Below are 17965 nucleotides of genomic sequence, written 5' to 3'. Positions count from 1 at the left end.
CTGAAAAAGCCGATCCCCTGGTGATCGGCTTTTTTTATAACCGCACTTTTATCATTGCACTTTTATTTACTGGGGCTGCTTAGGTGTTGGGTTAAAGCTCACCCTTTTCTTCTATTTTGGCCAGCATAAGTTCACGAATAATAGGCACTGGTGCATTGCCGAAGCTTAAAAAGCTCTCGTGGAATTCTTTTAAGTCAAATTTATCCCCGAGCCTTTTTTTTACCTCCTTGCGCAGGGCGAGGATATCGGTAAAACCAGCAAAATAGCTGGTGAGTTGTACCTGGCTGAGGGTGGCTCTACGCCACTTTCCCTCGGCTTCCGCCTGTTGCTGGAAAGCCCCACCAATCATTAAATTCATTGCCTCAGTTTCCGTCATCCCCTTAACCTGTACACCGTAATCCAATATGGTGTTGGTGATCACTCGTAAAATCCACTTGTAGTACATCAGCCAAAGCTCAGGCGAGAAATCACCATACCCGGCATCCAGCATCATGCGCTCGGCATAGACAGCCCAGCCCTCAATCATGGCACTGTTACCGAGGATGGTTTTAATAATGCTGGGGGACTGGTTGGCGTAGACCAATTGTGTGTAGTGGCCGGGGATGGCTTCGTGGATATTCAGTATTTGCAATGTGTAATGGTTATATTCCCGCAGCAGGCTATTCGCCTGCTCATCGCTGTATTCCTCAATGGGTAATACATTGTAATAGGTGTTTGCATTTTTATCGTAGGGGCCGGGAGCATTTATGGATGCAACGGCAAAACCGCGTAGGTAGGGTGGGGTGGTGCGTACTATTAGTGGCTTCTCTTTGTCCAGATAGAGCAGATTGTGTTGCGTCACGAAGTTTGCCAATTGTGGTATCTGCTTTTCTATCACATCTTTGAACGTATCTTTGCTGGCATGGTTAAGTGAGAGTTTATTGATTAGTTTGCGGATTTTTTCCATCGGGTCGGTAGGTGCCTCGGTATCGGGAAAATGCTTAGGCCAAAGCTTCCCAGCGAGTTCTGCCATTTTATTGTGAATCTGGTTTTTTTCTTCCAAGGCGCGCAGATACAGCGCGCTGGCACTGGCATCAATCTGAATGTCAAAACGGAATTTTTCCTCGTAAAGCTTTTCTCCAATTCGGAAATCGCGAAATCCAGAAGATTTATCCAGCCTGGTTTGTAAGTCTTTTAGAAAGTTGATGTAATCATTTATCGCTTCGCGGGAGGCTTGCAGGCGTAATCTGAATACTTCTTTTTCATCATCAAACATTTGACTGTCTTTCACCAGCTTCTCAACCTTGTCCCCGAAAACCTCCAGGGCACCAGTATTTTGCTGAATGGCTAGCGCTAATTGTGGCGCGGCGGGCCTGCGTATTGCCTGTTTGGCGGCCTCATAGTAATCGGGTACTAGGCGCATACGTGTGTTGAAAGCGCGTAGTCGATTTTTTAGTGGCGCATATTGAGTATTAAGGATCAGAGAAAAGGGATGGGATACGTTATAAATAGAAGGGTCCCACTGATAGGATTTAAAAGAAGTGTATTCCCACTGCAGGCGTTGCAAGAAGTTTTTAATGAGCGCCATATCCGTGAGGGAATTGATGCTGAGTAAGCTACTATCCAGAGCGGCAAATTTACGCTCATAAGTTTGCGCAAAATCCAGTAGGTAGGCGCGATAGGTTTTATCGGGCACTTGTATATGTATGGCGGCTTCATAATAACCCTCCCGAACTGCCCAGGAAGGAAAGAGTTTCCATAGGCCATTGATGAACTGTTGGCTCAGTTGCTGAAAAGCCAGTTCCGTCTCGGCGCGCATTTCATTCATAGTTTCAGTTTGTGGGGGTACTATGCGCTCTCTGTCTGTACTCTGGGGGCCGCAGGCACAAACAAGAGTGAATGACATTAAAGTCAACATCGTAAATAGGATTTTCATGGCGATCCTTACCCTGGGGGTCCGTAATCACTTATGCGGCTCTTAAGAAGCTATCACATCTGCCAACATTCATTGTTCAGCCTGACACTGGATGTTTCCACAGCGTAGCGAGCCCTAAGCATTTAGCACACTGTTTCATATTGGCAGGTAAAAAACCGTATAAAATGCGTTTTTACCGCCTGCGCTTGTGTCATTGAGGGGGCCCGGTTAGAGTGGCCTTCACGCGAAATAACCGATAATAAACAAGGTTTTGAGGACTTATTCATGACTGAGCTAGCCCAACAACAGTGTGAAGCCTGCCGCGCGGATGCCCCTCTCGTCAGTGACGATGAGCTCCCGGGCCTGTTGCGCCAAATCCCCGATTGGACGCCAATGACTCGCGACGGCATTATGCAGCTGGAGCGGGTATTTAAGTTCCGCAACTTCAAGCAGGCGCTGGCGTTCACTAACCGCGTTGGCGCCATTGCCGAAGAAGTGGGACACCACCCGGCACTGCTCACAGAGTGGGGGAAGGTAACCGTCACCTGGTGGAGCCATGAGGCTAAGGGACTACATAAGAACGACTTCATTATGGCAGCGCGTACTGACCAACAAGTGGATGCCGAATAGGCAGAACCCCCGGGGCGTATCTAGCGCCCCAATTTTTTGCTTGCCAGGTTGGCTCCTAAACTGGTGTTGGTTGAGAGAGAGTCCTTACCGCTCTACTCATAGCCAATACTTTACCCCCATAGGCCTGAGCGGAAAGTTATTCTGGAGCCGTTAAATATCGAAAGTTGAAATTGTGTACCCTGGATAGAAGGAGATGGATATTGTCTGAGTACACCTCCACGGTAGTCTGGCAACGCGACGACCAGATTTTTACCGATAATCAATATAGTCGTGCCCATACTTGGCAATTTGATGGCGGTTTATCTGTCCCTGCCTCTTCCTCCCCCCACATTGTCCCAATCCCTTACTCACACCCGGAAAATCTCGACCCAGAAGAAGCCTTCGTGGCGTCGCTTTCTAGCTGTCATATGCTGTTCTTCCTCGCAATCGCAGCTAAACGCGGCTACGTAATTGACGAATACCGAGATGAAGCGATAGGGGTGATGGCCACGACTGAAAAGGGCAAACTGGCCATGACTAAAGTCACCCTGAGACCCTTGGTACGCTTCTCCGGCGATAAAAAACCCAACCGGGAGCAGTTAGAAAAAATCCATCACCTTTCCCATAAGCAGTGCTTTATTGCTAACTCGGTAAAAACGGTAGTGGTTACTGAGATTCGGGAGGTATAGCTACTCATTGAGGTGAGTAGGTTCCATAATTACTCATATAGACAGCAGTATGTTTAAAGTTATTGAAACGGTGGCTTCAGTTGAGGATTTTCTTCGCCTCAGACAGATTAGTGGGCTCTCCCAAAGAAGTAGGGAGGCAGCAGAGAAGGGGTTACCAAACAGCCTCTATGGGATTCACATTCAAACCCGCTCAACCACTATTGCCATGGGGCGGGTAGTTGGCGATGGAGCCCTAAACTTTGAAATTGTGGATGTCGCGGTCGACCCAACTTATCAAGGTCAGGGGTTGGGAAGGATTGTGAGAGAACACATTATGTCTTACTTGGATCGTGAGGCGCTTCCTTCTGCTTATATTACCCTCATGGCTGATGTCCCTGAATTATATAAAAAATTTGGCTTTGAATTGAGTAGCCCAAATACAGAGGGTATGCACCTGATTAAGTAGCTTTTATAAATATTGCCGGTAGTTACCAAATTGGCTTTCTATTTACTCTGGAGAGTACTGCTGTAGCTAGGAGTTGATTACTTTGATAATAGCTGATGGCTTATGGTGACCCAGGTTGTATAATTACTTGTAGGTTGTTTGGGTTTGATCGTACGATTGACTCGTTTTATTGAGTTACCCTGAATGTTGATATTTTTTCTGATGCAGATGATCAGTTATTAATTGATCTGGTAGCTATTTTTGAGACTTTCAGGATTCATAATAGGAAACTAATATGGATAACTCTCAAGATTGAGTTAACTCGGCTCATACTTGGTTGCTTAGATTCAAAAGCCAAGATGAATATAAGGTGGCCTTTAACTTAAGGCAGGATGGTTTCGCTATTGGGTATGCCTATGAAGGCAATGTATATTGCGCACTATTAGTTAAGTAGAAGGGTTTCCTTTCGCTCTTATTTTGTTGACTTGAATTATCATTGTGCCAGCTAATAGAAGGAAATTGTAATGATAAAAAAAATAGTAAAAACAGCTTTTCTTGGCATTTTGTTGCTAGTCAGTATGTCAATTCAGGCAGAGACGAGAAGTGCACTTGTGGGGGGGCGGCTAATTGATGGTTTTGGTTATCGGCCAATGGCAAACAGTGTGATTTTAATTCGGGGCGACAAAATTGAGGAGGTTGGCACGGTTGAAACGCTCCCTATCCCCGACGGGTATCAAATTATTTCTACTGAGGGGATGGATGTCTTACCCGGGCTTTGGGAAAATCATGCCCACCTAATGCTTAGTGGCCACTCTGATTATGTGCATTGGGATAAGCACTACCTACATCGCCTAACGAATGAAATAATGCCTGCTAGTGCAGTACAATTACTGCTAGCCGGAGTTACTAGTGCTCGTGATCTGGGTGCTCCGCTAGAAGAATCTTTAGAGATAAAGCGCAAAATTATTTCTGGTGAAATTGCTGGGCCAAGGCTATTTGTTTCTGGTCCATTTATTCAGCATGAAGTTTATCCTGGAACTGAAGCTTTTCGCTGGTCAGTCTCTAGTGTCCCCGAAGCAAAAAAGAAAGTAAATTTACTGGCAACAGCTGGTGTCGATATAATTAAGCTGATTGACCATGACAAGATGACTATAGAAGTTGCTCAAACGGTCGTGGATGAGGCCCATAAGCATGGTTTAAAAGTCGTAGCTCATTCGCACCGCCCAGATGAGATCCGCAGAGGGCTGGCCATAGGTGTCGATAACTTTGAACATACAGGGCTGACAACAGCACCAGAGTACCCTGAAGATATCATTCAGTTATTAAAAGAGCGCACTGCTAAGGGCCGCGTTGCAGGAGGCCCGCTTTTCTGGACCCCAACCGTAGAAGGCCTCTGGAACTATAGCAACACTGTGGATAACCCGGAAAGGCTGGATGATACATGCTGGCACAAAGGACTAAAACCCGACACTATTAACGATATTAAACAGTCATTAAGAAACCCCGGGCAATTGCAGTACATGCAGTTAACTCCCTTACGTAAACCGACTTTGAAAAAGAAAATCTCTCAACTTAAAGATGCTGGTGTGGTGTTTCTTGTGGGGACAGATAGTGGTATCCCAACAAAATTTCATTGCCAAAGCACTTGGAACGAATTAGCTGTTTTGGTTGAAGAGATGAATTTTTCCGCTATGGATGCAATTCGAGCAGCTACCTACTGGCCTGCAGTAATGATGGGGGTTTCGGACCAATCAGGGACAATTTCTAAGGGAAAGTTTGCCGATATCATCGCAGTAAGGGGAGATGTATTGAGGCATATCAACCTTCTTTCCGATGTTTCATTAGTTATGAAAGGAGGAGTTCTCTATAAAAAGGGTGGACAGGCAATAGAGTCATACCCAACTTCCCAAAGATAAAACCCAAGGAGTTACCTCAGAAAACATCAGCAAACAGCCCCATATACTCCTGCATGGTGTAAGTTATAGGCTAGGTTCGTAGTTCTAATAATTTTTCATTCTGGGCTATATGGGAACTGTTTACTTAGTGGGTAAAAATTCATGTTCCGAAAGTATAGTTTTTAATCATCCATAAAGAATTTATTTTCTGGGTTGTAGTAGCAGAAATCTCGATCCAGATTTTTGCGGAAGCAATAGGGATCCTTTGCGTCAGAATCCTTCCAAAGCCCTAGATTAGAGTAGTAGGCAATATCCTGCTCAAGTTTAAACTTGTTTCCGCAGTAGTAGGCGTAATTCCAGGCGGCTCCCCGTGCAACCATTTCCTGGTTGATGTTATAGCCGTTGACGAAAAGATAGCCTGTTTCCCTGCCATATTGGTCCCTCCCTGTTGATTGGAAATTTACTGGGCCATATGACAATAAGTCGATCAATGTTTGAGTGGATTCTGGCCCATGGGATTGAGTGCTAGGATAGGTTTCCGGTGCATCAATACATTGTAGGCGTATCTCTGTGTACTCACTTCCAATATAACCGTGAACTGTATCGCCATCTATGATCTGAAAATTGGTGAGTGGCGCGGCTTGTAATGGGGTAGAGAATGCACACAACATAAGTAGTCTTTTCATTAGGTCTTATCCTGGTTGTTATTGGATGTGCGCAGGATAAGGACCGGTTATGACGTGCTTATTGAGCGTTTGTGATAGAAAAAATTCTTTTTTATTAAGAAAAGGATGAAAGCTTTAAATAGATAACTTTTTACTATGTAAGGTGTTTATGTCTCTATTTGTTTCATTGATTATCTGGGCCCTTCTGTTTAAGAGCCCAGCGGTGTGTCCAAATTTAGAGAAAGTAGAGCTAGGTGTAGAACTAGGTGTGGAGCTAGGTGTAGAGCCCGGTAATGAAAACCTGGATTATATGGATTGCTCTCTTGATTTCTCTGTGTTCTCAATGATTGTTTTTCCGGACAGCCCAGAGTAAAAACTCCCGGTTACCGTCCCCACCTTTAATCGGGCTATCAATATATCCTTTCACCTCAAGGCCAAGTTCATCGCATAAAGCTGTAATCTTTTCTCGTACCTGGGGATAGAGCTTTTCGTCACGCACCAACCCTCCTTTACCAATGCCCTCAGGTCCCACTTCAAACTGTGGCTTTACCAGGGTTAACAAATGCCCTTTGGGTTTCAGTAGGGCTGGTAGTTGCGGGAGTATCAGTGTTTGGGAAATAAAGGAGACATCCATAACGATGGCATCAAAGCCATTATCTGCGTAGGGAGAAAGGTGTGATGCTTCTAAATGGCGTGCATTAACTCCCTCAAACAGGTGTATGCGTGGATCGTCCAGTAATTTCTGAGCAAGTTGGTCCCGCCCAACATCCACCCCCACTACGGAAGTAGCGCCTCTCTGTAACAGACAGTCACTAAAGCCACCGGTAGAGCAACCCACATCCAGGGCGTGCCAGCCATGAGGGTTTAGACCCGTTTGGTCGAGAATTGCGGCGAGTTTTAGGCCGGCGCGGGAAACATATTGGTCTTCGGGCAGTGCTGTGACCTCCAGGCTGCAGTCCTCTCTGACAGACTGGCTGGCTTTGCGCGCCGGTTCCATGGGGCCGCCTTCCGATAGCATGACCCGGCCGGCATCGACCAGCTTCTTGGCATGGGTGCGGGAATTGGCGAGTTTTCTCTGTACAAGCAGTTGGTCCAATCGGGTCATGTTTTGCTACTGGGTCCTGTCAATATGGTTAAGAATACAGTGGCCATGCTAACCTCTGGCTCCCATAGGTAGAAGTGTGGCCCCGCATCTAGTAGGGCTAATCTTTAGGAAAGAGGATGTTTGTCGATGGCAAAAAGCGTTCTGAACAAGTTCAAGATTCGCAAAGGAAAGGTTTTTGAGGCGCCTTTAGAAGAGGCATTTGGGCGCCTGGTGACACCTTTCGAAGAGTTTATCCATCGACAAAGCAGCAGTGGCATTTTACTCATGCTCTCCGCACTGGCGGCGTTGATTATCGCAAATTCCCCTCTGGAAGATGCCTATAAGCACCTACTACATATGCCCATTAGCTTAAATGCAGGGGATTGGGAGTTTTCTTTATCTCTGCACCATTGGATTAATGATGGCCTGATGGCGATCTTCTTTTTCCTGGTGGGATTGGAATTAAAACGCGAATTTATGGTGGGGGAGTTGTCCGATTTACGTCAGGCGGTTCTCCCGGTGATGGCGGCTATCGGCGGCATGGTGGTGCCGGCATTGATATATGCGGCTTTTAATGCCGGTGGCGAGGCGGAACGTGGCTGGGGTATTCCCATGGCGACGGATATCGCTTTTGCTGTGGGTTGTATTGCGTTACTGGGCAACCGGGTACCCCGTGCCGTGGTAACTTTTCTGGTTGCGCTGGCGATTGTGGACGACCTGGGCGCCATCCTGGTAATAGCCATCTGGTATACCGAACAGGTCAATGTGGCGGCGCTTATCGCTGCGGGTTGCCTGATCGTGATTATGTGGTTGCTTAAGGCCGCAGGTGTGCGCAACTCCCCCGCTTATGTGTTCGTGGGAATTCTGTTGTGGTATGAGTTTTATCTGGCTGGGGTACATGCCACCATCGCGGGTGTCATTACCGCCATGGCGCTGCCGGCAAAACCTAAATACGATCCGGTGGCCTTTAGTACTTTTGTAAAAGATATCATCCGCAGTTTCGACCGCTGTTTTCGCCCCGGTGACAAAATTATTGCCAACGATGCCCTGCGCGCGCGGGTTATGGCGTTAGGCAATGGTGTAAACCTGGCGCAATCTCCCTTGCAGCGCATGGAAACCCGCCTGCACATTCCCGTGGGCTTCCTGGTAATCCCGATCTTTGCCCTGGCCAATGCGGGAATTCCCTTCGACAGCTTTACCAGCTCCGCTGCAGTGTTCAATCCCGTGACCCTCGGGGTTATCGCTGGCCTGGTGTTCGGTAAACTCATTGGGATTGTGGGCGCCACCTGGATCGGTTGGAAATTGGGCTTGGGCAAGTTGCCCAAGCTGGCCAGCTTCCAGCACATTGTCGGTGTGGCACTGCTCGGCGGTATCGGTTTTACCATGTCGATCTTTATCTCCGAGCTGGCCTTTAGTGGTCAGGGTGACCTGCTGATTCAGGCCAAGGCGGGCATTTTGATTGCCTCCGTAATTGCCGGTATCGCTGGCTTCCTGGTACTGCGCGCTGCACCGATTTCTGAGGAGTTTGATGCCCAGGCAGATGATGAGGATGTCGAGCAAGGGGAGGAAAGCGGGGACCAGCCGGAGAGCACTGAGAAGGGAGGTAACGCCACCCAGGAGAACCCCGGTCGCCAGAGCTGAGGCTCTTACCCGGCAGGCTCCACCATTTTGGGAGGGGCCTGGTTTCCCTAAGTTGTCAGCCCGGTAAATGAAGAAATCAATTCTAAGAGAAACAATAATGAAACGAGTGGTAAAGGCGGCGCGTCTGCTACCTATACTGGCCGCACCATTATTCCTTGCAGCCTGTGAGGGCAAATCATCCCAGGAGGCCAAGTTGCAGAAAGCGACAGGTGTCGAGGCGGTATCGGCCGCAGATAAAGGGAAAGGGGATATGGCGATGGACACTGTGGCCAGGGACTATGTTGCCCTGGTGCTGGAATTGGGTAATCACGACAAGAGTTATGTCGATGCCTATTATGGCCCGGCGCAGTGGCGAGCGCAGGCGGAGCAGAGCCAGGCCAGCCCGGCGGATATTGCCAAACGCGGTAGCGCCCTGATCGCTCAGCTACCCGGGGAGGGCGCGGCGGATGGTTCCCCTGACGGTCTGCGCCTGCACTACCTGCGAACTCAGCTGGCCGCACTAGTGGCACACGCCCGCAGCCTTGCTGGCGAAAGCGAGCGCAACTTTGCCAAAGAAACCCGCGAGCTCTATGACACCGAGCCCCCCAGGCAGGATTTCTCCAGTTTCGACCCGCTGTTGCAGGAGTTGAATGAACTGTTGCCCGGAGAGGAGTCTCTGAGTGCGCGAGTGCAGGCGTTTCGCCAGCAGTATGAAATTCCTGCGGATAAACTCCAGAGGGTTTTTGATGCGGCGATTGCAGAGTGTCGCCTGCGTACCAAGCAGTATATCCCGTTGCCGCAGGATGAAAATTTTGCCCTGGAGTATGTCAGTGACAAACCCTGGAGCGGTTACAACTGGTATCAAGGGGGGGCGCATAGCCTGATACAGGTGAATCGCGGTTTGCCAATCACCATTGATCGCGCTATCGACCTGGGCTGCCATGAGGGCTACCCGGGCCATCACACTTATAACGCTCTGTTGGAGCAGACTTTGGTTAAAGAGCGCGGCTGGGTGGAATACAGCGTATACCCGCTGTTCAGCCCCCAGTCTTTGATCGCTGAGGGCAGTGCCAACTACGGTATTGATTTGGCCTTCCCCGGAGAGGAAAAAACCCGCTTCGAGATGGAAGTGCTTTATCCCCTCGCCGGACTGGATCCGCAAAGTGCGCAGAAATATGACCGGGTGATGGCTCTGGTGGATAAGCTCAGTTTTGCCGGCAATGAAATTGCGCGCCAGTATATCGATGGTGAAATTTCCGCTGATCAAGTGGCGGCACTATTTGAAAAATACACACTGATGAGCCCTGCTAAGGCAAAACAGCGCAAAGATTTTGTCGATGCCTACGGTGCCTATGTGATTAATTACAACTGGGGCAAGAAGTTGGTGGCGGATTATGTGGAGCGGGATACCAACAGCGCAGAAGAGCGCTGGCAGCGCTTCGCTAAGCTGTTATCTTCGCCGCGCTTACCCTCCTCGCTGGATTGGTAGGACCCAATGATGCAAAGAGCGGAACTGAGAAGTTATCTACTCGCCCGGCCCGAAGTGATCGAGGATTTCCCTTTTGGTCCAGAGGTTGCGGTGTACAAGATCAAGGGGCGTATGTTCGCCACTCTCAGCCGCTATCGCGAAGTAGATGCCACCAATTTGAAGTGCGATCCCGATGAGGCCCAGGCCCTGCGGGATATCTTTCCCGGTGTGTTACCGGGTTACCATATGAACAAGAAGCACTGGAATACTGTATTGCTCGATGGCACAGTGCCGGATTATGAAATTGAGCGGATGGCGGATCGCTCCTATGGCCTGGTGGTAAAGGGGCTGCGCAAAGTTGAGCGGGAATCCCTTGAGCTGGCTTACGGCACGGATACCCTCTACCGCTAGAACAACAGCAGAATAGCAAGACATTACTCAGGAGAGTTTGTGAACGATTTTATTGTCGATGTAACGGCAGAAAACGCCCAGCAGGTACTCATCGAAGAATCCATGAATCGTCCGGTCCTGGTGGATTTTTGGGCCGATTGGTGCGAACCGTGCAAACAGTTAATGCCGGTTTTGGAAAAGCTCGCGAATGAATATGCGGGCCAGTTTCTCTTGGCCAAAGTGAATGCCGACACCGAGCAGATGATCGCTGGCCAGTTGGGGGTGCGCAGCCTGCCCACAGTCATGCTGCTTAAAGAGGGACAGCCGGTGGATGGCTTTGCCGGGGCGCAGCCGGAAAGCCAGATCCGCGAAATGCTCGATAAATATCTGCCAAAACCCTGGGATATCAAATTGCAGCAGGCCCAAGCCCTGATCGGCGAGGGTAAAGTGGATGAAGCCCTGCCGTTGTTGCGCCAGGCGTATACCGAGTCCTCCGAGCGGGTGGATATCGCCAAGCAGTTGGCGGCGTTATTACTCGATCAAAACCGCGCACAGGAAGCGGAAACGGTGCTCGGTAAAATCCTTCTGGCGGATCAGGATGCGGAATACCAGCGCTTAATGGCTCAGTTGGAACTGAAGCAAAAGGCGGCGGATACACCGGAAATACAGGCGCTGCAAAAAGCCTTGGAGCAAAACCCGCAAGATTACGATTCTGCCTATAAGCTGGCGGTGCAGTACAGCCAGGCCAACCGTCATCAGGAAGCCTTGGAGCTGTTGCTGGATATCCTGCGCAAGGATATGAATTTTGCCGATGGTGCGGCCAAGCAGGCATTTCTCGATATCGTGAAAAGCTTGGGTGCCGGCGACCCTATCGCCACCCAATATCAGCGCAAATTGATGACGTTGTTGTTCTAAAGCGTTTCAATCGTATTGCACTGCAAAGGGGCCCTGACGGCCCCTTTGCTTTATCCACCTTTAAAAAGTGAATAATCGGAATGCATAAGCTCTGCGTCTATATACCCGCAACGCATCTGGAAGTTGTGAAACAAGCCCTGTTTGACGCCGGAGCCGGCAGAATTGGAGATTACGACAGTTGTTGCTGGCAGGTTTTGGGTGTTGGCCAATTTCGTCCTTTAGAGGGTAGCCAGCCATTTATTGGCGAATCCGGGCAGGTAGAACAAGTGGAGGAATATCGGGTTGAAATGGTGTGTGCCGATGAGTCTGTAGATGCGGCCCTTGAGGCCCTTTACCAGGCGCATCCCTATGAAGAGCCGGCCTTCGATCTCTGGCGCCTGGATAGCCGTTGTGGCGGTAAAAACCTCTAAAAGCAGGATATGAGCGATATCCTGCTATTCGCATGAGAGGGTTTTAGAGGTTATCCAGTGCCTGTTGGCGCTGCTGGCTCTTTTCTTTTAGTGCCTGAATCTCTTTCAGGATCTGAGTGATTCGGTTTTCGCTTCCGCTATTTTCCTGCAGGAGTTGCGCTTGGGGCTCTTGCGGCTGCATATTGCTAACGGTCTGGCTGGCGGGCAGGGTATTGATGGGTTTTACCTGGTGGATACGCACATCGGCATCCATTCCCTTGGGTATCGAATCGGAGAAGTGCCAATTACCTTCATTGTCCTGCCAGGTAAATACTTCCCTGGTCGGCTTGTTTTGCTCTTCCGGCAAAAGGCCACTGGATTCTACTAGGGTTTCCAATTGCTCGGCCGATTTCTGTGTGCTGTCGCTCACCGCCTGAAAGGCGCGTTGGCCCTGCTGGCGGACTGAGTCCAGGGTTTGTTGATCTGGAAGCCAGTCTTGGGGAGACATTATCGGCTTGCCGTCAGGGCCAGGAATAATCATGGGCAAGCCCACCCCCACCAATAGCAGGACAGCAAGCATATAGGCGTATTTCATCGGAACATCCTTTTAATATTTATTGGCGGGCAGGGGGATGCTTCTCTCAACCTGCGCCCCTGCTCAGTGCGCTACTTGCAATGCGGCTTGTGCGGCTAAAGTTTTCGTGAAATAACACCGCGGTGCAGCTGGTATTGCCCCTGTTGGGTGTCGGCGAAATAGTGCTTTAGGGTCTTGTGCATAATCGGGAAGGCGATTTCATCCCAGGGAATTTCCTCCTGCCGAAATAGCGACACTTCTAATGACTCAGGCCCTGGACCAAAATTGGTATCGGTGAGTTCTCCGCGATACATCAGGTAGACCTGATTGATATGGGGAATGTCGTAAATCGAATAGAGTTCATCCACGCGAATACTGGCGCGAGCCTCCTCCCAAGATTCCCGCAGAGCTCCCTCTTCACTGGTTTCCCCGTTTTCCATGAAACCGGCCGGCAGGGTCCACAGCCCAAGGCGTGGCTCAATGGCACGTTTACACAGTAGGACCCGGTCTTCCAAATAGGGCAAAACGCCGACGATCACACGGGGGTTGATGTAGTGAACGGTGCCGCAATTGCCACATAGGTGGCGTGGGCGGTCATCCCCTTTGGGGATGGAAAATGTGACGGCATTGCTGCCGCATTGGCTACAGAATTTCATGACGTCAGTATACCTATGCAAGATTCCAGCGCCAGCTTCCAGCTTTTTGACGCCTATAGTTGTTAAAGGTGTTAAAGATGTTGAAGTTCATAAGGCGGTGCCAGCTTCACTATGGCGCGTATTTTATTTTTTGGGCTTATAGTGATCGTTTTGTCGGCCTGTGGCGGCAAAGACGATGAAGAAAAGGCACCACCACCGCCACCAGTAGAGGTGTTGGTGGTGCGTGAGCAGCCTGTCATTCCGCGCTTTGAATTTGTTGGCCGAGTGGAGGCCACCGATGAGTTTAAGGTGCGCCCCCGTGTGGAAGGTTATATCCAGAGTCGTGATTTTAGGGAAGGGGAAACCGTCAAAGAGGGGCGTCTGTTATTTGAAATAGACCCACGCCCGTTTATCGCCGAGTTGGATAACCAGAGTGCTAACCTGGAGCGCGCCGAGGCCTCTCTACGCATTGCAGAACGCAATTATCGTCGTGGTCGTAAACTGGTGGCTACGGGGGCCATCAGCCAAGTACAGATGGATGAACTGCTGGGCACTTTCGAAGAGGCCAAGTCCCAGGTAGATGCCGATCGTGCCAAAGTGGAAAGTGCTCGGCTGGATCTCTCCTACACAAAGATTTATGCGCCACTTACCGGCCGTATTGGCCGCACACAATATACCGAGGGCTCCCTGGTGGGGCCCAACTCGGACCCACTCACCACCATCGTCAAGATGGACCCGATCTATGTACTGTTTGAGGTTCCCGAGAATCAGCTCTACGCCGTGCAGGTGGATGCCGAGCGCCGCCGTCGGGAGGGGCTGCCCCCTACGAAGCTGGATGTTCGCATAGAGCTGCCGGATGGCAACTATTACCCCTACGAGGGGCGGATTGTATTTATCGACAACCAGATAGACCCAAATACCGGCTCTGTCGCGGTGCGCGCGCTTTTTCCTAACCCGGGCAGCCTGTTGGTACAGGGGCAGTTTGCGCGGGTCTCCATCCGTTTGTATGCCGGCAGCGAGGCACTGAAGCCGTTGGTGCCGCAATCGGCGGTAATGGAGGACATGCAGGGGCGCTATCTCTTCGTGCTGGGCAAGAAAAATATTGCGGAAAAGCGCTATGTCACCCTGGGACAGCGGGAGGGCGAGTTATGGGCGGTCAATCACGGACTGGTTGCCGGTGAGTCGGTAATCGTCAACGGCCTGCAGCGGGTTGTTGCTGGCAAACCGGTCACTCCTCAGAACACCCCGCGCGATCCCTACGATATGACAGCAAAGCCGGCGGAGCCCGCAAGTGGCGGTGGCCAGCCTGTGAATAAGCCGAGTTCTAAACAGCCTATTGGCACTGGGCAGGGGACGCTATTGCCCGACGACCTGAAACTTCCTGAAAGTGCACCTGATGCTGGAAAGGAGGGTGAGCGCCACCGATACGAGGGAGAAGTGGATGATTACAAATAGCCCACCCGGGGCGGGGGGCACTTAGCGCTTTTATGATCAGTGCCTTTTGTATACGGCGGCCCCGCTTCGCCTTTGTCATCTCTATACTGATCTCCCTCGCGGGTATCCTCTCGCTGCCATTGTTACCCGTGGCCCAATTTCCGGAAATTACTCCGGCCACCATTAATGTTGCTGCCAATTACGCTGGAGCCAGTGCTGAAGTCGTGCGCGATAGTGTTGCCGTGCCCATCGAATCTCAGGTAAATGGGGTGGAGGGTATGGAATATATGTCTTCCACTAGTGGCAACGACGGTTCTTACAGCCTTACGGTAACGTTTAAGTCCGGCTATGACGATGATATCGCCCAGGTCAATGTACAAAACCGTGTAGAACAGGCAACGCCGCAGTTGCCAGAAGATGTGAAGCGCGATGGCGTGGTAGTGTCCAAGCAGAGCACTACTTTGCTTCTGGTTGTGAACCTATTTTCCCCGGACCAAAAATTCGATGAGCTTTTCCTGGCTAATTACGCGGAAATTTATTTAAAGGATGAATTGGCGCGCGTATTGGGCGTGAGCAGCGTAGTGATTTTTGGTTCGCGCAATTACGCCATGCGCCTGTGGTTGGACCCGAATCGGATGGCCTCACTGGATGTTACCACCCAGGACGTCATAAGCGCGGTACAGGCGCAAAATGTGCAGGTGGCCGCGGGGCAAATCGGATCGCCTCCTATCCGCAAGGATCAGCAATTTCAATACAACATCCTGGTACAGGGGCGCTTGGTTGATCCCAAGGAGTTTGAGGATATTACCATCCGTGCCAAGCCCGATGGCGCCATGGTTAAGGTGAAAGATGTGGCGCGGGTGGAATTGGGCAGTGAGTCCTATTCCTCCTATGGGCAACTGGATAACCAGGCTTCGGCGGTAATTGGTGTTTACCAGCTGCCAGAAGCCAATGCGATCGATGTGGCCGATCGTATAAAAGCCAAGGTCAAGGAGTTATCCCAACGTTTTCCTGATGGCTTGAAGGCGGAGATTCTCTACGACACCACCCTGTTTGTACAGGCCTCTATCAAGGAGGTTGTGCAAACACTGTTTATCGCCCTGATTCTGGTCATTGCGGTAGTTTTTTTATTTTTACAGGATTGGCGTTCCACCCTGATCCCCGCCATTGCTATTCCAGTCTCTCTGGTAGGCACTTTTGCCCTGATGCTGGCCTTTGGCATGACCATTAATACCATCACCTTATTTGCCCTGATCCTGGCAATTGGCATTGTAGTGGACGATGCAATTATTGTGGTGGAAAACACCCAGCGGTTAATGGGCGAGGGACTGACGCCAAAAGAGGCTGCGCTGCAGTCCATGCGCGAGGTAACCGGCCCGGTAATTGCCACTACTTTAGTGCTATTTGCTGTCTTCGTACCGGTCATGCTGATGCCGGGTATCACCGGGAAAATGTACCAGCAATTTGCCGTTACCATTTCCATGTCGGTAGCGATCTCCTCCCTCAATGCGCTAACCCTGAGCCCGGCACTATGCGCCAGTATTCTCAAAGCGGGAAAGGAAGGTGAAATAGCCGGGGTTACAGAGACCGGCGTTTTTGGTTTTTTCAACCGCGGGCTGCATCGCTCCACCAATTTCTATGTAGGCATGGTAAAAGCCTGCGTAAAAATCCCTTTGATGGGAATTATCTCCATTATTGGTATTTTCCTGCTGGCCTTTTGGCTGTTTAGCAGTATTCCCACAGGGTTTATTCCCGATGAGGACCAGGGCACTTTTATGCTGCATGTGCAGCTGCCGGATGGCTCTTCCCTCGAGCGTACTGGACCGGTTGTTAACCAGGTAACGGATATATTGTTGGAAGAGCCTGCCATGGCTCATGTGGTGGGGGTGCCCGGTTACAATCTGCTTACCAGCAGTGTCTCCTCCAATACCGCCATGATGTTTGCCGTATTAAAACCCTGGGATGATCGCCCCAATAAAGAGGACCATCAGTTTGCCATTATGCAACGGGTGCAGAAAAAACTGGCGCAGATCCCCAATGCGCAAATTATGCCATTTGCCATTCCCCCCCTGCCGGGTATCGGTACTGTGGGAGGTTTTGAATTTGTATTGGAGGACTTGCAGGGGCGCAGTATTACAGAGTTATCCCAGGTTTTGTTTGATTTGCTGGGCGCTGCTAATCAGCGTACGGAAATCTCTCAGGCTTTTACCAGTTTCCAGGCGTCTACACCGCAGCTGGAACTAAAGATCGACAAGGAAAAGGCCCATGTGCTTGGCGTGCCACTGCCGGAGGTTTACTCCACATTGCAGACATTTCTGGGTGGCTATTACATTAATGATTTTAATTTATACGGCAAAGTGTTTCGCGTTATCGCCCAGGCGGATGCGCAGTTTCGCGATGATGAACAAAACCTGGCGGGCTTTTATGTGCGCGCCAATAGTGGTGGCTTGGTACCGATCACTTCCGTTTCCACTATTGAACCTGTTGTGGCTCCGCAAACCATCACCCGCTATAACCTCTATAACAGTGTGACAATCAACGGTGCCCCGGCGCCCGGTTATTCCAGTGGCCAGGCCATGGATACTATGGAGGAGCTGGCTTCCAGGCTGCCTGAGGGTTACGGCTATGAATGGACCGGGATCAGTTTGCAGGAGGTTACCTCGGGCAATCTGGCTCCTATTCTGTTCAGTCTGGCCATTGTCTTTGTGTACCTGTTTCTTGTAGCCCAGTATGAGAGTTGGAGTATCCCCTTCGCCGTGCTTTTGTGTGTGCCTATTGCTATTTGCGGTGCAATGTTGGTGGTGTGGCTGGCCGGCTCCATTAATAATCTCTATACCCAGATCGGTCTGGTATTGTTAATTGGCATGGCAGCGAAGAGCGCCATTCTGATTGTGGAATTTGCATGTGTAGAGCGCGATAAAGGCAAATCCATTGCCGAATCCGCGATCTCCGCCACCCGCTTGCGTTTCCGGGCAGTATTGATGACGGCAATGTCTTTTATTCTTGGGGTGATACCGTTACTGGTGGCCACAGGTGCCGGTGCTGTGAGCCGTATCTCTCTGGGTTTGGTGGTATTTGGCGGTATGCTGGCAGCCAGTTTGTTTGCCACTCTATTGGTGCCGGTGTACTACGCGCTGGTGCAGGCGATTAGAGAGAAGCTCAAAGGGGGTTATACCCCTCAGTCCCAGCAGGACGCAGCTAGGGTTGAGCGGCAGTAGCTGGCAGGGAGTCGTAAATGGAAATTGCGGCATACAACTCGGTGTTATCGCCGGGAATTAGT

At 50.4% G+C, this 17965-nt stretch carries 16 protein-coding genes; 11 read left to right on the top strand and 5 right to left on the bottom strand.

Annotated features, from left to right (window positions below):
• Window positions 1-91: 91 nt before the first annotated feature.
• A complete protein-coding gene (locus ACXAFI_RS13665) occupies window positions 92-1915 on the bottom strand; it encodes a DUF885 domain-containing protein (protein ID WP_475109253.1) in 1824 nt (607 codons plus the stop codon).
• Window positions 1916-2179: 264 nt separating this feature from the next.
• On the opposite strand from ACXAFI_RS13665, the gene ACXAFI_RS13660 reads away from it, so the two are divergent.
• The 4 genes from ACXAFI_RS13660 to ACXAFI_RS13645 all read left to right on the top strand — a co-directional run bounded on the left by ACXAFI_RS13660 (window position 2180) and on the right by ACXAFI_RS13645 (window position 5532).
• Window positions 2180-2524: a 4a-hydroxytetrahydrobiopterin dehydratase gene (locus ACXAFI_RS13660; protein ID WP_226645974.1), complete on the top strand. Its 345-nt coding sequence runs from the start codon at window positions 2180-2182 to the stop codon at window positions 2522-2524.
• Between the two features lie 200 nt (window positions 2525-2724).
• The gene (locus tag ACXAFI_RS13655; RefSeq protein WP_475109252.1) at window positions 2725-3192 is read left to right on the top strand and encodes an OsmC family protein; all 468 of its coding nucleotides are present in this window, start codon (window positions 2725-2727) and stop codon (window positions 3190-3192) included.
• Between the two features lie 49 nt (window positions 3193-3241).
• A complete protein-coding gene (locus tag ACXAFI_RS13650; protein WP_475109251.1) occupies window positions 3242-3637 on the top strand; it encodes a GNAT family N-acetyltransferase in 396 nt (131 codons plus the stop codon).
• Between the two features lie 503 nt (window positions 3638-4140).
• Window positions 4141-5532, top strand: a complete 1392-nt coding sequence (locus tag ACXAFI_RS13645) for an amidohydrolase family protein (RefSeq protein WP_475109250.1) — start codon at window positions 4141-4143, stop codon at window positions 5530-5532.
• A gap of 161 nt (window positions 5533-5693) precedes the next feature.
• Here the strand turns inward: ACXAFI_RS13645 and ACXAFI_RS13640 are convergent, their stop codons facing one another.
• A complete protein-coding gene (locus ACXAFI_RS13640) occupies window positions 5694-6197 on the bottom strand; it encodes a thermonuclease family protein (protein WP_475109249.1) in 504 nt (167 codons plus the stop codon).
• Between the two features lie 319 nt (window positions 6198-6516).
• The gene (locus ACXAFI_RS13635) at window positions 6517-7281 is read right to left on the bottom strand and encodes a TlyA family RNA methyltransferase (RefSeq protein WP_475109248.1); all 765 of its coding nucleotides are present in this window, start codon (window positions 7279-7281) and stop codon (window positions 6517-6519) included.
• A 126-nt stretch (window positions 7282-7407) separates the two neighbouring features.
• Between ACXAFI_RS13635 and nhaA the strand changes: the two genes are divergently transcribed.
• The 5 genes from nhaA (at window position 7408) to ACXAFI_RS13610 (ending at window position 12063) form a co-directional block, all read left to right on the top strand.
• Entirely contained in the window at window positions 7408-8901 is a 1494-nt protein-coding gene (gene nhaA / locus ACXAFI_RS13630) for a Na+/H+ antiporter NhaA (RefSeq protein WP_475109247.1), read from the top strand.
• 97 nt (window positions 8902-8998) lie between these two features.
• The gene (locus tag ACXAFI_RS13625) at window positions 8999-10369 is read left to right on the top strand and encodes a hypothetical protein (protein ID WP_475109246.1); all 1371 of its coding nucleotides are present in this window, start codon (window positions 8999-9001) and stop codon (window positions 10367-10369) included.
• Between the two features lie 9 nt (window positions 10370-10378).
• Window positions 10379-10759: an MmcQ/YjbR family DNA-binding protein gene (locus ACXAFI_RS13620; RefSeq protein ID WP_475109827.1), complete on the top strand. Its 381-nt coding sequence runs from the start codon at window positions 10379-10381 to the stop codon at window positions 10757-10759.
• 39 nt (window positions 10760-10798) lie between these two features.
• Window positions 10799-11653: a thioredoxin gene (trxA, locus tag ACXAFI_RS13615; RefSeq protein WP_152452334.1), complete on the top strand. Its 855-nt coding sequence runs from the start codon at window positions 10799-10801 to the stop codon at window positions 11651-11653.
• A gap of 80 nt (window positions 11654-11733) precedes the next feature.
• Window positions 11734-12063: a YqfO family protein gene (locus ACXAFI_RS13610; protein ID WP_475109245.1), complete on the top strand. Its 330-nt coding sequence runs from the start codon at window positions 11734-11736 to the stop codon at window positions 12061-12063.
• A gap of 43 nt (window positions 12064-12106) precedes the next feature.
• On the opposite strand, the gene ACXAFI_RS13605 is transcribed toward ACXAFI_RS13610, so the two are convergent.
• Complete coding sequence (locus ACXAFI_RS13605) at window positions 12107-12637, bottom strand: DUF4124 domain-containing protein (RefSeq protein ID WP_475109244.1); 531 nt, start codon at window positions 12635-12637, stop codon at window positions 12107-12109.
• Between the two features lie 95 nt (window positions 12638-12732).
• Entirely contained in the window at window positions 12733-13272 is a 540-nt protein-coding gene (locus tag ACXAFI_RS13600; RefSeq protein ID WP_475109243.1) for an NUDIX hydrolase, read from the bottom strand.
• 111 nt (window positions 13273-13383) lie between these two features.
• Between ACXAFI_RS13600 and ACXAFI_RS13595 the strand changes: the two genes are divergently transcribed.
• Both ACXAFI_RS13595 and ACXAFI_RS13590 read left to right on the top strand, forming a co-directional pair.
• Entirely contained in the window at window positions 13384-14706 is a 1323-nt protein-coding gene (locus tag ACXAFI_RS13595; protein WP_475109242.1) for an efflux RND transporter periplasmic adaptor subunit, read from the top strand.
• A 32-nt stretch (window positions 14707-14738) separates the two neighbouring features.
• On the top strand, window positions 14739-17903 hold the full coding sequence (locus tag ACXAFI_RS13590) for an efflux RND transporter permease subunit (RefSeq protein ID WP_475109241.1): 3165 nt from the start codon (window positions 14739-14741) through the stop codon (window positions 17901-17903).
• The last annotated feature ends 62 nt before the right edge of the window (window positions 17904-17965 follow it).

The sequence above is a fragment of the Microbulbifer sp. ABH2_005 genome, from assembly GCF_056160005.1.
This window is presented reverse-complemented; position numbering and strand designations above follow the sequence as displayed.

What these genes read in the sequence shown, in the direction of transcription:
- nhaA (WP_475109247.1), top strand. Translation starts at nt 7,408, where the DNA reads ATGGCAAAAAGCGTTCTGAACAAGTTCAAGATTCGCAAAGGAAAGGTT.
- ACXAFI_RS13600 (WP_475109243.1), bottom strand. Translation starts at nt 13,272, where the DNA reads ATGAAATTCTGTAGCCAATGCGGCAGCAATGCCGTCACATTTTCCATC.
- ACXAFI_RS13665 (WP_475109253.1), bottom strand. Translation starts at nt 1,915, where the DNA reads ATGAAAATCCTATTTACGATGTTGACTTTAATGTCATTCACTCTTGTT.
- ACXAFI_RS13620 (WP_475109827.1), top strand. Translation starts at nt 10,379, where the DNA reads ATGCAAAGAGCGGAACTGAGAAGTTATCTACTCGCCCGGCCCGAAGTG.
- ACXAFI_RS13650 (WP_475109251.1), top strand. Translation starts at nt 3,242, where the DNA reads ATGTTTAAAGTTATTGAAACGGTGGCTTCAGTTGAGGATTTTCTTCGC.
- ACXAFI_RS13590 (WP_475109241.1), top strand. Translation starts at nt 14,739, where the DNA reads ATGATCAGTGCCTTTTGTATACGGCGGCCCCGCTTCGCCTTTGTCATC.
- ACXAFI_RS13645 (WP_475109250.1), top strand. Translation starts at nt 4,141, where the DNA reads ATGATAAAAAAAATAGTAAAAACAGCTTTTCTTGGCATTTTGTTGCTA.
- ACXAFI_RS13610 (WP_475109245.1), top strand. Translation starts at nt 11,734, where the DNA reads ATGCATAAGCTCTGCGTCTATATACCCGCAACGCATCTGGAAGTTGTG.
- ACXAFI_RS13660 (WP_226645974.1), top strand. Translation starts at nt 2,180, where the DNA reads ATGACTGAGCTAGCCCAACAACAGTGTGAAGCCTGCCGCGCGGATGCC.
- ACXAFI_RS13595 (WP_475109242.1), top strand. Translation starts at nt 13,384, where the DNA reads ATGGCGCGTATTTTATTTTTTGGGCTTATAGTGATCGTTTTGTCGGCC.
- ACXAFI_RS13640 (WP_475109249.1), bottom strand. Translation starts at nt 6,197, where the DNA reads ATGAAAAGACTACTTATGTTGTGTGCATTCTCTACCCCATTACAAGCC.
- ACXAFI_RS13605 (WP_475109244.1), bottom strand. Translation starts at nt 12,637, where the DNA reads ATGAAATACGCCTATATGCTTGCTGTCCTGCTATTGGTGGGGGTGGGC.
- ACXAFI_RS13635 (WP_475109248.1), bottom strand. Translation starts at nt 7,281, where the DNA reads ATGACCCGATTGGACCAACTGCTTGTACAGAGAAAACTCGCCAATTCC.
- ACXAFI_RS13625 (WP_475109246.1), top strand. Translation starts at nt 8,999, where the DNA reads ATGAAACGAGTGGTAAAGGCGGCGCGTCTGCTACCTATACTGGCCGCA.